Source organism: Bradyrhizobium sp. LVM 105 (assembly GCF_003957705.1).
In the GTDB taxonomy this organism is placed as follows: domain Bacteria; phylum Pseudomonadota; class Alphaproteobacteria; order Rhizobiales; family Xanthobacteraceae; genus Bradyrhizobium; species Bradyrhizobium frederickii.
Genome location: NZ_QZMV01000008.1, coordinates 192,827 through 206,033, shown reverse-complemented (window position 1 = coordinate 206,033; position 13,207 = coordinate 192,827). Strand labels below are relative to the sequence as shown.

General features: G+C 67.1%; 10 protein-coding genes. 5 read left to right on the top strand and 5 right to left on the bottom strand.

Annotation, left to right across the window (positions count from 1 at the left end; translation table 11 throughout):
- Positions 1-139 precede the first annotated feature (139 nt).
- From D6B98_RS23055 to D6B98_RS23045, 3 genes are read left to right on the top strand one after another with little or no spacing between them, the layout of a single operon-like run.
- Positions 140-994, top strand: a complete 855-nt coding sequence (locus tag D6B98_RS23055) for an enoyl-CoA hydratase (RefSeq protein WP_126259196.1) — start codon at positions 140-142, stop codon at positions 992-994.
- 5 nt (positions 995-999) lie between these two features.
- Complete coding sequence (locus D6B98_RS23050; protein ID WP_126259195.1) at positions 1,000-2,139, top strand: acyl-CoA dehydrogenase family protein; 1,140 nt, start codon at positions 1,000-1,002, stop codon at positions 2,137-2,139.
- Positions 2,140-2,154: 15 nt separating this feature from the next.
- Positions 2,155-3,351: an acyl-CoA dehydrogenase family protein gene (locus D6B98_RS23045; protein WP_126259194.1), complete on the top strand. Its 1,197-nt coding sequence runs from the start codon at positions 2,155-2,157 to the stop codon at positions 3,349-3,351.
- A gap of 121 nt (positions 3,352-3,472) precedes the next feature.
- On the opposite strand, the gene D6B98_RS23040 is transcribed toward D6B98_RS23045, so the two are convergent.
- The 4 genes from D6B98_RS23040 to D6B98_RS23025 all read right to left on the bottom strand — a co-directional run bounded on the left by D6B98_RS23040 (position 3,473) and on the right by D6B98_RS23025 (position 9,093).
- Positions 3,473-5,797 carry a xanthine dehydrogenase family protein molybdopterin-binding subunit gene (locus D6B98_RS23040; RefSeq protein ID WP_126259193.1) on the bottom strand — a complete coding sequence of 775 codons (2,325 nt, stop codon included), beginning with the start codon at positions 5,795-5,797 and terminating at the stop codon, positions 3,473-3,475.
- Between the two features lie 126 nt (positions 5,798-5,923).
- A complete protein-coding gene (locus D6B98_RS23035; RefSeq protein ID WP_126259192.1) occupies positions 5,924-7,018 on the bottom strand; it encodes a S1C family serine protease in 1,095 nt (364 codons plus the stop codon).
- Positions 7,019-7,189: 171 nt separating this feature from the next.
- Positions 7,190-8,065 (bottom strand): dihydrodipicolinate synthase family protein, encoded by an 876-nt coding sequence (locus D6B98_RS23030; protein WP_126259191.1) that lies wholly within the window; start codon positions 8,063-8,065, stop codon positions 7,190-7,192.
- 62 nt (positions 8,066-8,127) lie between these two features.
- Positions 8,128-9,093, bottom strand: a complete 966-nt coding sequence (locus D6B98_RS23025) for a VOC family protein (protein ID WP_126259190.1) — start codon at positions 9,091-9,093, stop codon at positions 8,128-8,130.
- A 193-nt stretch (positions 9,094-9,286) separates the two neighbouring features.
- Here D6B98_RS23025 and D6B98_RS23020 point away from each other — a divergent pair, with 193 nt between their 5' ends.
- Both D6B98_RS23020 and D6B98_RS23015 read left to right on the top strand, forming a co-directional pair.
- Complete coding sequence (locus D6B98_RS23020) at positions 9,287-10,153, top strand: S1C family serine protease (RefSeq protein WP_126259189.1); 867 nt, start codon at positions 9,287-9,289, stop codon at positions 10,151-10,153.
- Positions 10,150-10,521 carry a response regulator transcription factor gene (locus D6B98_RS23015; protein ID WP_126259188.1) on the top strand — a complete coding sequence of 124 codons (372 nt, stop codon included), beginning with the start codon at positions 10,150-10,152 and terminating at the stop codon, positions 10,519-10,521. Before D6B98_RS23020 ends, D6B98_RS23015 begins: the two co-directional genes overlap by 4 nt.
- A gap of 186 nt (positions 10,522-10,707) precedes the next feature.
- On the opposite strand, the gene D6B98_RS23010 is transcribed toward D6B98_RS23015, so the two are convergent.
- Positions 10,708-13,047 carry a Tex family protein gene (locus D6B98_RS23010; RefSeq protein WP_126259187.1) on the bottom strand — a complete coding sequence of 780 codons (2,340 nt, stop codon included), beginning with the start codon at positions 13,045-13,047 and terminating at the stop codon, positions 10,708-10,710.
- Positions 13,048-13,207 lie beyond the last annotated feature (160 nt).

Here is a 13,207-nt window from a genome sequence, read left to right as displayed (position 1 = left end):
CGGGTTCGCTTCGCGCCCCGGAATGACTGCGACAAGCACGTGCGCGCCCACCCCAGCCGACTGACGCAAGCCTCTTGCCTATCCCTGACCGACATAGTCAACTCTCGACAACAAGACGAAAAGCGCCAGGGGGAACGCGATGACCTCGTTCGAGACCATCCTCGTGGAGCGGCCCGAGCCGGAGATCACAAGGGTCGTGATGAACCGGCCCGAGGCGCGCAACGCGCAGAACCTGCAGATGACCTACGACCTCAACGCCGCCTTCGACGCGGCGGTGCAGGACGATGCGGTCAAGGTGATCATTCTTGCCGGCAGCGGGCCGCACTTCTCGTCCGGCCACGACCTGCGCCCCGGCGGCAAGAGCGCGGCCGGTGTCGATTTCCCGCCGATCGGAAATTGGGGCGGTTTCGCCGAGCCGAACGCGCACGGCCGCTTTGCGCGCGAGCAGGAAATCTATCTCCAGATCACCCGGCGCTGGCGCAACCTCGCCAAGCCGACCATTGCCGAGGTGCACGGCAAGTGCATCGCCGGCGGGCTGATGCTGGCCTGGGCCTGCGATCTCATCGTCGCCAGCGACGATGCGCAGTTCTGCGATCCCGTCGTCACCATGGGCGTCTGCGGCGTCGAGTGGTTCGTGCACCCCTGGGAGCTGGGCCCGCGCAAGGCCAAGGAGTTCCTGTTCACCGCCGACAGCTGGAGCGCGCAGGAGGCGCACCAGCTCGGCATGGTCAATCAGGTCGTGCCGCGCAGCGAATTGTCATCGCGCGTGCTGGAGCTGGCGCGCAGAATTGCGACAAAGCCATCCTTCGCGCTGAAGATGACCAAGGAAGCCGTCAACCGCTCGGTCGACGTGATGGGACAGCCCGCCGCGATCGATCAGGCCTTTGCGCTGCATCAGCTCTGCCATGCCCACAATCTTCAGGAGTTCGGCATGATCGTCGATCCCTCCGGCCTGCATCCTTCCGTGCGCAAGCCGCCGCCGCCGGCGGAGTAGACAACATGGACCTCAATCTCAGCGACGAGCAGAAGCTGCTGCGCGACAGCGCGGAACGCTTCGTGGCCGGAAGCTACGATGCCGCTCACCGCCGCAGGATGGCGAACGATCCGCTCGGCTTCAGCCCCGCGGTGTGGAAGCAGTTCGCCGAGCTAGGCTGGCTGGCGCTGCCGCTGCCCGAGGAATTCGACGGGCTCGGCGGCGGCGCGGTCGAGATCGGCATCCTGATGGAGGCCTTCGGCCGCGGGCTGGTGTCGGAGCCCTATGTCGCAACCGTAGTCCTGGGCGCCGCACTGATCGCCAGATGCGGCACCCACGAGCAGAAGCAATCGAGCCTGCCCAAGGTCGCGGACGGATCACTGAAGCTCGCATTCGCGCATTCCGAGCGCGCGGCGCGGTTCGATCTCGCCAAGGTCGCGACATCCGCGACCAAGACGGCGCAAGGCTGGCGTCTGTCCGGCAGCAAGATCGCGGTGCTCGACGGCCATGCCGCCGATGAGATCATCGTCTCCGCGCTCGTGCACGACCATCACGGCCCTTCGGGACGGATCGGCCTGTTCGTGATGCCGGCGACCGCGCCGGGCGTCGCGATTTCCGACTACGCGCGCCTCGGCGGCGGGCGCGCCTGCAACATCGAGCTGTCCGACGTGCATCTGCCGGAAGACGCCCTACTCGGCGACGGCCACGACGCGCTGCCGGCGATCGAATGGGCCGTCGATCGCGCCATGGCCGCACTTGGGGCGGAAGCTGTCGGCATCATGCAGACGCTGCTCGACACCACGCTCGACTACACCAAGATCCGGAATCAATTCGGCCGGCCGCTCTCGGCCAACCAGGTCATCCGCCATCGCCTCGCCGACATGGCCATGCAGGTCGACGAGGCGCGCTCGATCGCGCTGCGCGCCGCGCTGAAGGTGGACGCTGCGCCGACCGAGCGCGCCCGGGCGGCGTCCGGCGCGAAGGCCAAGATCGGCAGATGCGCCCGCTTCGTCGGCGAGCAGTCCATCCAGCTTCACGGCGGCATGGGCGTCACCGAAGAGCTCGAGGTCGGCGCCTATTTCAAGCGCCTCGTCGCCTTCGACACGCTGTTCGGCGGCAGCGCGCATCACTATGCCCGCCACGCCGAGCTTGGCCGCAGAGCCTGACACCGGGAGAGCATCATGGACCTGTCGTTCAATGCCGAGGAGCGCGCCTTCCAGGACGAGGTGCGCGGCTTCATCGCCAGGAATCTCACCGAGGAGATGAAGCGCGCGACCGCGCTGACGCCGTCGGTGTTCTCCGACCCCGATATCGGCACGGCCTGGCAGCGCGCGCTGCATAGGCAGGGCTGGGCCGCGCCGGGCTGGCCAGTCGAGTACGGCGGGCCGGCCTGGACGCCGGCGCAACGCTGGATTTTCGAAACCGAATGCGCGCGGGCCGGCGTGCCCAATGTCAACGTGATGGGCGTGAAGATGGTCGGGCCGGTCATCATCGGCTTCGGCAGCCCCGAGCAGAAGAATTTTTACCTGCCGCGGATTCTCTCCGGCGAGGATTATTGGTGCCAGGGCTATTCCGAGCCGGGCTCGGGCTCCGATCTTTCCTCGCTGAAGACGCGGGCGGTGCGCGACGGCGACGATTACATCATCAACGGCACCAAGATCTGGACCACGCACGCCCACCACGCCAACCGCATGTTCGCGCTGGTGCGCACCGGTGACGGGCCGCGGCAGCAGGACGGCATCAGCTTCATCCTGATCGACATGAAGACGCCGGGCATCACCACGCGCCCCATCCTCACCATCGGCGGCGACCACGAAGTCAACCAGGTGTTCTTCGACGACGTCCGCGTGCCGGTCGCCAACCGCGTCGGCGAGGAAGGCAAGGGCTGGACCTATGGCAAATACCTGCTCGAGTTCGAGCGCGGCTCCGGCATCGCTTCGGCGAAGCTGCGCGAGGGCTTGAGAGCGATCACGGATCTTGCCGAGTCGGACCTGACGGGACGCGCCATCGACAGTCCCGATATCGCAACGCGCATCTCCGAGGTCGAGGTCGACATCGACGCGCTGGAGATGACCGAGCTGCGCGTGCTCTCGGCGCTGCAGACCGGGCAAAACCCCGGCGCGGTGTCATCGATCCTGAAGCTGCGCAACAGCGAGATCCGCCAGGCGGTGACGCGGCTCGGGGTCGACGTGATCGGTCACGACGCCCTCGCTGTCGAGCCGATGCGCCCGCTCTACAGGCTCAACCACGAGCCGGCGATCCCTGAGGAGATGCTGACAATGGTGCCGGAATATCTCAACGGCCGCGCCTACACCATTTTCGGCGGCACCTCGGAGATCCAGCGCGATATCATCGCGAAGATGATGCTGGGGATTTGAGGGGCTACGGCTGTCTCCTCCGTCATTGCGAGGAGCTCTTGCGACGAAGCAATCCAGGATCTTTCCGCGGACAAAATCTGGATTGCTTCGCTATGCTCGCAATGACGAGGACCTTGAAGGCTTACCCCGCCGCCCGCGCATCCCGAATCGCCTTCCACACCTTCTGCGGGGTCAGCGGGGTGTTCAGCTGGGTGATGCCGAGCTCGGCGAGCGCGTCCATGACGCCGTTGGTGACGCAGGGCGGGCCGCCGATGGCACCGGATTCGCCGCAGCCCTTGGCGCCGAGCGGATTGGTGCGGCAGGGCGCGGAGCCGTCCAGCGTCACCTCGATCGGCGGCACGTCGTCGGCGCGCGGGATGCAATAGTCCTGATAGCTCGCGGTCAGCAGCTGGCCGTCCGCATCGTAGGACACGCCCTCATACAGCGCCTGGCCGATGCCTTGCGCGACGCCGCCATGGATCTGCCCCGTCACCAGCATCGGGTTGACGGCGACGCCGACGTCGTCAACCGTGGTGTAGCGCACCACCTTGGACACGCCGGTCTCGGGGTCGATCTCGACCTCGCAGATGTGCGTGCCGTTCGGCCAGCTCGGACCGTCCACCTCACCTTCGGAATCGACGCTGAGCTTGGCGCCGCTCTCCTTCTCGGCGAGGTCGAACAGGCTGATGCTGCGGTCGGTGCCGACTACGGTGAGCATGCCACCCTGATATTCAATGTCCTCGATCGAGGTCTCCAGCACGTTGGCCGCCTTCTCGCGCGCCTTCTGGATCAGATCGTTGGAGGAGACCGCAACCGCCGTGCCGCCGACGAACAGCGAGCGCGAGCCGACGCTGCCGAAGCCCATGGCAAGATCGGTGTCGCCCTGCACCACGTCGATCTTCTCCATGGGAATGCCGAGCGTGTCGGAGATCATCTGGGTGTAGGTGGTCTGCAAGCCCTGCCCCATCGCCATGGTGCCGGAATGCAGCACGACGCGGCCTTGCGAGGTCGCGTGCAGGCTGACCTTCTCGGTGTGCGCTCGGCCACCGGTCCATTCGATGTAGGAGGTGAGCCCGCGGCCGTAGAGCAGGCCCTTCTTCTTCGCGGCCTTCTTGCGCGCGGCAAAGCCGTCCCAATCCGCAAGCTTCACGGCGCGGTCGAGCATGTGGGCGAAGGCGCCGGAATCATAGACCTGGCCGGCCGCATTGGTGTAGGGCAGCTGCGCCGGCTTGATGTAATTGGCCTTGCGGATCGCGCGCGGATCCATGCCGATCTTTCGCGCGGCGGCGTCGAACAGGCGCTCGACGATGAACACGGCTTCAGGGCGGCCTGCGCCGCGATAGGCGCCGACCGGTGCGGTGTGCGTCATCACCGACTTCACCTCGAAATGCACCAGCGGCAGATCGTAGACGCCGGTCTGCACGAACGGCCCGAGCACCAGCGGGATGATATTCGCCGCGCCCGAGGAATAGGCACCGGTGCAGCCAATCGACTTGACGCGATAGGCCAGCACCTTGCCCTTCTCGTCGAGCGCGAAGGAGGCGGTCGAGGTCAGATCGCGGCCATGGGTGCCGCCGACGAATTCGTCGGTGCGATCGCCGCGCCAGCGGATCTTCTTGTTCAGCTTGGTTGCGGCATAGGCAACGATGCCGTCTTCGGGGTAGAGATTGGTCTTCTGGCCAAAACCGCCGCCGATGTCGCCGACCAGCACGCGGACACTGTCCTTGGGGCGCTTGAGCACGGCCTCCGCCAGCACGTCGCGGGTCGAGGCCGGCGTCTGCGACTGCACGTGCAGCAGCAGACGGCCGGTCTTCTTGTCGATCTCGGCGATGGTCGAGCGCGGCTCCATCGCGGATGGAACGAGGCGCTGGCTGACGAGATCGAGCTCGACGGTGTGCGCCGCCTTGGCGAAGGCATCGTCGACCTTGGCCGCATCGCCATAGCTCATGGCACCGACGATGTTGTCGGGCGCCTCCGGCCACACCACGGGCGCGCCGGGCTTGACGGCCTCGACGGGATCGACCACCGCGGGCTGAACGTCGTACTCGACGGCGATCGCCTCGGCGGCGCTCTGCGCCTCCGCGCGCGACGAAGCCACCACGGCGGCCACGGCCTCGCCGGCATAGCGCACGACCTCGTGGGCGAGCAGCCGGCGCGGCGGCACCGTCATCGGCTTGCCGTCGGGACGCTTGAAGATGTTCAGGGTGGGGATGGCGCCGATGTCGTCCTTGACGAGGTCGGCGCCGGTATAGATGGCGGTGACGCCGGGCATCCCGGCCGCGGCGCTGGTGTCGACCGAGACGATCTTCGCGTGGGCGTGCGGTGAGCGCAGCACGTGCAACCACAGCGCGCCGTCTTCCGGCTTGTCGTCGATGAACTGTCCCTTCCCGGTGAGCAGCCGCTGGTCTTCCAAACGCTTGACGGGCTGCCCCGCTCCGAAACGCAAATTGCCGGGAAGAATGTTCATTCCGCTGTGTCCTCGAAATCCGCAAAATCGACCGCGGCGGTTTTAACCGATTTTGCGGGCCAGACAACCGAGCCTCGGCGCATCTGCAATGCGCGTCCGAGCCCCTTGCTGACGCGGATCGGCCGGCTAGGACCTGTCGATATCGATGATGCCTACATTCACGTCACGGGCGTCCGAGCCGCGCTTGACCGTAAGCCGAACGGTCTTTCCGGCCCCGGCCTGCTCCAGCGCATCGGTCAGATCGGCAAGGCGCCGCACCGGCTTGCCTTCCACCGCGGTGATGATGTCTCCGACCGCCCCTGTCGAAAAATTGACGCCGCGAATCCCCGCCCGCTCCGCCGGGCTGCCGGGCGCCGTCCGCACCACGATCACCCCTTCGACGCCAAGCCGGGTGGAAACATCCTCGCCGGCGGCCACGATGCCGATGCCGGGCGTCGGCACCCGGCCGCTGCGAATGAGTTCGGGGACAATCCGGTTCACGACGTCGACCGGGACAGCGAAGCCGATGCCGGCGTTCGAGCCGGACGGCGAGATGATCGCCGTGGTAACGCCGATCAGCCGGCCGGCGGAATCCAGCAGCGGCCCGCCCGAATTGCCCGGGTTGATCGCGGCATCGGTCTGGATGACGTTGGCGATCTCCCTGCCGGCATGGGTCGGCAGCCTGCGCTTGAGCGCGCTGATGATGCCGGAGGTCATCGATTGATCCAGACCGAAGGGATTGCCGATCGCGAAAGCGGATTGCCCGACCTTCAGGTCGCTCGAGCTGCCGAGCGCGATCGGCGGCGGCAGCTGGCGCACGCTGCGGATCCGCAGCACCGCGAGATCGTAATTGGGAGCCGTGCCGACGAGGTCGACCTTGGCCACCTCTCCCGACGCAAACCGCACCGCGATCTCGCCCCCATTGGCGATGACATGGTTGTTCGTCACGAGATGACCGTCGCGATCCCAGACGAAGCCCGTGCCGGACGCGCCGCCGCCCTGGCCTTCCTCGCCCATGAGAGGACTGGCTGCCGACTTGGCCGCAACCTGGACGACCGAAGGAGACACGCGCTCGAAGATTTCGATGGTCGCCTTCTCGCCATCGGACAGCGGACCGCGCTGCTCGACCGCGCGTGCGGTGGGCGCCGCCCATGGGACAGGGACATGCAGGACTTTTGCGGCAGTGACGGCAAGCAGCAGGGCGGCGAAGGCGGCCGCGGCAATCGCATAGCGACGGTTCATCGGTGACCACCGTGTCCAGTGCTGAATACGGCCTTGGGATGCATATGCATGGGGTGACAGATCCGGCTTACGCAGCAACGTCGCAAACGAACGGAAGTTTCCCGGTTGGGCAGGTAAGGGCTTTTCTGACTCATGCACGGGTGCCGGGGCATATTGCCGCGCGCCAAACAGCTAGGTCAGCTCGCGCAGCGCCACTTCCACGACCTTCCGTGCCTCGGCCGTGAGCGGCGCCTGCGGCGGGACGGGGTCGCCGACGTCGTAGCCCTGGATCGAAAGCCCCGCCTTGATGCAAGCGGCGAGATTGAAGCGGGCGAAAGCTTCGTTGATGCGCCACAGCCTGCGCTGGAGCACCATCGCCTCGTCCCAGCGGCCGGCCTTGCAGAGCTCGTAGAGCGCAACGCTCTGGCGCGGGATGATGCAGGCCGGGCCCGCCATCCAGCCGAGCCCGCCGATCAGCATCACCGCGGCCGGGATATGGGCGGAGGCCGAGAACACGCGCAAGGCGTCCCCGCAGCGGTTCATGATCGAGAGCAGCCGGCCGGTGTTGGTCGAGGCGTCCTTGATGTAGCCGATGCGCGGATGCGCAGCGAGGCGCGCGATGACGTCGAGAGTGAGATCGGAGCGCTGGAATTGCGGGTTGGTGTAGATGACGACGGGAATGTCGACGGCATCCGCAATGGCGCGGAAGTAGGATTCGACCTGGGCGTCAGTCAGCGGGAAATACGCTTCGAGGATCGCCAGGATGCCGTCGGCCCCACACTTCTGATAGGCTTGCGCCTGGGCCACCGCATCCGCGGTCGAGGTGGAAGCGACGCCGGCGATCACCGGCACGCGGCCCTGCGCGGCCTCGATCGTGGTCTGCACGACGGAGCTGCGTTGCGCGGCATTGAGATAGGCGAATTCGCCGGTCGAGCCCAGCGGCGTCAGGCCGTGTACGCCGGCGCCGATCAGGTCGTCACAGAGCTTTGCCAGCACGTTGGTCCGCACCGTGCCGTCGGCATCGACGGGCGAGACGAGATAGGGAAAGACGCCGTGGAATTCGGACATGTCGGTGAGGATCCCGGAGCGCAGGCTGGCCTGACGGGTCTTAGCAACGCCCGCGCCGGCGATCAAACCCTGATCAGCCGCACCCGGGTGCCCCAGGGATCCACGGCCTCAAGGCCGTCCGAAAGCGCCGTGACCTTCGCGCCGCCCTTGCGCAGGCGTTCCTCCTGTGCGGCGAGAATGTCCTGCTTCGCCGTCACCAGCGAGAACCATGCAAGGCCCGTGGTGGCATCGTCGCGCCGGCCGGCGCCCTGGCTCTGCCAGACATTCATGCCGAGGTGATGGTGATAACGGCCCGACGACAGGAACGCGGCGCCGCTGCGCTTGCGCGTCGGATCAAGGCCGATCGTGCCGTGATAGAAGCTCTCGGCCTGCGCCAGATCGCCGACGCGCAGATGCATGTGGCCGACGCGCAAGCCGTCCGGCGCCCTGGCATAGTCGGCGACGCGTGTATTGGTCAGCGACAGCAGGTCGGGAATGTTGAGCTCGTCGGTCGCCATCTTGACGCTGCCCTCGCTCCATTGCCATTGCGAGGGATCGCGGTCGGCATAGACCTCGATGCCGTTGCCTTCGGGGTCGTCGAGATAGACGGACTCGCTGACGAGGTGATCGGCAAAGCCCGACAGCGGCACGCGATGCGAGGCGGCATGCACCAGCCAGCGCGCGAGGTCTTTTCGCGTCGGCATCAGGAAGGCGGTGTGGTAGAGGCCGGCGGCGTTGCGCGGCTCGATTCCCGCATCGGGACGGGCCTCCAGCACCAGCAGCGCTATGCCGGCCGTGCCGAGCTTCGCGGCGGTCGCCGAACGCTCCATCACGGCAAGCCCGATCACGTCGCGGTAGTAGTCGGCGACCTTGTCGAGATTCTTCACCCGCAGCGTCACCATGCCGACCCGCATCGGGGTGCGGCTGGCAAAGGTCGGCCCGCCGCCTTGAGGAATGCCCTCGGCGCGCGCCGCGGCAGCAGCCGCCATCGCGAGCGAGGTTGCGCCGGCGAGTTGCAGCAGGGTGCGGCGGGTGAGATCGATGGTCATCGGTCAGGGCTCGTTCAAAATGGTTGGGGCCATGCGGCGCAATGTCGGCCGATTGCTACACGTTCCCGTGAGCGGGTCCCAATCACATGTTCGTCGGCCGTGGCCTTGACGAGCCCGTCCTTGTCCTGGCCACCCGGCCAGTTTCGCAATTCCCCGCGACATCCCAGATTGAGGGCAATCACAGGAGCACGCCATGACCGATCCTAGTCCCCTGTCTTCACTGTCATCCGCCCTCGCGGAAGTGGTGGCGCGCACCGCACCCTCGATCGTCTCCGTGCGCTCGCATCGCTTTCGCTCGACCGGCTTCGTCTGGAAGAGCGGCCTGATCGTCACCGCGGACGAGGCGCTGGCCGACGAGGGCGAGGTCGAGATCGGCCTTCCCGATGGTGGCACCACCGCCGCCACGATCGCCGGCCGCGACCACACCACCGATATCGCGCTGCTGCGCGCCGACATCGCATCGGCCCCGGTCAGGCTCGCGGCAACCGTTCCGCCGCTGGGCGCATTGGCGATCGTAGTCGCCACCAACCGCGACACGCCGAGCGCGGCGCTCGGGATGGTCTCGGCCTCCGGCAAGAGCTGGCGCTCCCTGCGCGGCGGCGACATCGATGCGCGGATCGAGCTCGATGTCCGCCTGCGCGGCAGCCAGCAGGGCGGCCTCGCGCTCGATGCCTCTGGACAAGCATTCGGCATGGCCGTGCTCGGCCCGCGGCGCGTGCTGGTGATCCCGACGGCGACGATCGAGCGGGTCGCGGCGCAGCTCGAGACGCGCGGCCGCATCGCGCGCGGCTATCTCGGCCTGGGGCTGCAGCCGGTGCGGCTCGACGACGGCATCGGCGCGATGGTGATGAACGTCGACAAAGCCGGCCCCTCGGCCGCGGCCGGCATCCGTCAGGGCGACGTGATCGTCGCGGTCAACGACCAGAAGCTCTCCGGCGTGCGAGCGCTGTCACGGACGCTGGGACCTTCGAGCGTCGGCGCGGTGATCGATGTCGCGGTGCGCCGCGGCGGCGAGCCGGCCAGCTTCAGGGTCACGGTCGCCGAGAGGCCGGAGACGTGAGCGAGGACAGCTCCCCGGAGATCGTGCTGTCCCTGGAGATCGACGATCCCGCTCTCGCCGACCGCCTGGCGAAGCTGCTCGGCAACGTCACAGGGCTACGCCTAGCCGCGCCCGGCGAAGCTGCCGCGGCGACGATCGTGGCGCGTGATCCGCGCATCATGCCTGATGACATCGCACTGACCCAGCGCGAGCTCGACGTGCTGGCGCTGATGGCCGAGGGCGCCTCCAACAAGATGATCGCGCGGCAGCTCGGCATCTCCGTGCACACGGTGAAATTCCATGTCGGCTCGCTGCTCGACAAGCTCGACGCCACCGGCCGCACCGACGCGGTTGCGCATGCGGCGCGACGCGGCGTGATCGAGCTGTGACGGACTCCAGAGCGGCGAGGTCTTGACGCGGGCGTCAGGGAGCCGGTCCAGCTCTCTCCGCGTCATTGCGAGGAGCGCTTGCGACGAAGCAATCCAGACTGTCCCGGCGGGAGGCAGTCTGGATTGCTTCGCTGCGCTCGCAATGACGAGATGGATAGAGCTTGGCCGCGTCAGGCGGCTCAGCCGTTACACCCGCTTGCCGCCGTTCTTCTCGGCCGCGCGGCGCAGCGCTTCGGCGAGGGCGCCGCCGCCGGAAGAGGATTCCTGCTTGCGCGGGGCCGACGAGGTCATGCGGGACGGATTGCGCGCGCCATTGTCGCGCTGCATGCCGGGGGCGTCCTTCTTGGCGCCGACCTCGTCGTCGAGGCGCAGCGTCAGGGAGATGCGCTTGCGCGCGACCTCGAAGTCCAGCACCTTGACCTTGACGATGTCGCCGGGCTTCACCACCTCGCGCGGATCCTTGATGTAGTTCTTGGACATCGCAGAGATGTGCACGAGGCCGTCCTGGTGCACGCCGATGTCGACGAAGGCGCCGAAGGCGGCGACGTTGGTCACGGTGCCCTCGAGGATCATGCCCTTCTGGAGGTGCTTGATCTCCTCGACGCCCTCCTTGAACACCGCGGCCTTGAACGCCGGGCGCGGGTCGCGACCCGGCTTTTCCAATTCACGCAGGATGTCGGTGACGGTCGGCAGGCCGAAGGTCTCGTCGACGAAATCCTTCGGCTTCAAGGTGCGCACGATCTCGCTCGAGCCGATCAGCGCCTTGATGTCGCTCTTGGTGGCCGCGAGGATGCGGCGCACCACCGGATAGGCTTCCGGATGCACGCCGGAGGCATCGAGCGGGTCCTCGCCGCCGAGAATGCGCAGGAAGCCTGCGCACTGCTCGAATGCCTTCGGCCCGAGTCGCGGCACGTCCTTGAGCGCCTTGCGCGACTTGAACGGGCCGTTGGCGTCGCGGTGCGCCACGATGCTCTGCGCAAGGCCGGCGCCGACGCCCGACACGCGCGCGAGCAGCGGTGCGGACGCGGTGTTGACGTCGACGCCGACGGCGTTCACGCAATCCTCGACCACGGCATCGAGCGACTTGGCGAGCTTGGCCTGGCCGAGGTCGTGCTGATACTGGCCGACGCCGATCGCCTTGGGCTCGATCTTGACCAGCTCGGCCAGCGGATCCTGCAGCCGCCGCGCGATCGAGACCGCGCCGCGCAGCGTGACGTCGAGACCCGGCAACTCTTCCGAGGCGAAGGCGGAGGCCGAATAGACCGACGCGCCGGCTTCGGACACCACGATCTTGGACATCTTCAGCTCGGCAAGCCCCTTGACCAGCTCGGTCGCGAGCTTGTCGGTCTCGCGCGAGGCGGTGCCGTTGCCGATCGCGATCAGCTCGACTTTGTGCTTCATCGCGAGCCGGCCGAGTGTCGCCAGCGACTCGTTCCACTGCCGCTGCGGCTCGTGCGGATAGATCGCGGTGGTGTCGACCACCTTGCCGGTCGCATCGACCACCGCGACCTTGACGCCGGTGCGGTAGCCGGGATCGAGCCCCATGGTGACGCGGGTGCCGGCCGGCGCGGCCAGCAGCAGGTCGCGCAGGTTGGAGGCGAACACGCGCACGGCTTCGGTCTCGGCCGCATTCCACAGCCGCATGCGAAGATCGATGTTCAGATGCACCTGGATCTTGGTGCGCCAGGCCCAGCGCACGGTGTCGATCAGCCAGCGGTCGCCGGGACGCTTGAGGTCGGCGATGCCGAACCGCTTCATGATCTTCAATTCATAGGCGCTGGGCACGCCCGGCGGCGGCGCCTCGGCCTCGGCCTGAATTTGCAAATCGAGGATCTCTTCCTTCTCGCCGCGGAACATCGCGAGGATGCGATGCGAGGGCAGCTTGGTCAGCGGCTCGGAGAAATCGAAATAGTCGGCGAACTTCTCGCCCTCGGTCTTCTTGCCGTCGCGCACCTTGGAGGCCATGCGCGCGTTGGTCCACATCTCCTCGCGCAACGCGCCGATCAGGTCGGCGTCCTCGTCGAAGCGCTCGACCAGGATGGCGCGGGCGCCGTCGAGCGCGGCGGCGGCATCGGCAACGCCCTTCTCGGCATTGATGAAACCTTCGGCCACGACCTTCGGATCGTTGCCGGGCTCGGCGAGCAGTTGATTGGCCAGCGGCTCGAGGCCAGCCTCTTTGGCGATCTCCGCCTTGGTGCGGCGCTTCGGCTTGAACGGCAGATAGATGTCTTCGAGGCGCGCCTTGCTGTCGGCAGCCATGATCGAGGCTTCGAGCGCGGCATCGAGCTTGCCCTGCTCGCGGACCGATTCGAGGATGGCCTTGCGGCGGTCCTCGAGCTCGCGCAGATAGACCAGGCGCTCCTCCAGGGTGCGCAATTGCGCGTCGTCGAGCGCACCGGTCGCTTCCTTGCGGTAGCGGGCGATGAAGGGAACCGTGGCGCCGCCGTCGAGCAGCGTCACCGCCGCCTCGACCTGCTCGGCCCGAACCCCAAGCTCCTGCGCAATTTTCTGGTTGATATTTGCCACGCGAGATTCCTTCTATCCAAGCCCGCCGTGCGGCGGCGAACCACCGGCCACGGGACGCCGCTTATGGACCAAGCGGGGTTGATTCATCAAGGTACGCCGGACCACCGTCGACAGGGGATTTTTTCCTCGAACCGATGCGATCTCGCCACATTCGTGGGGA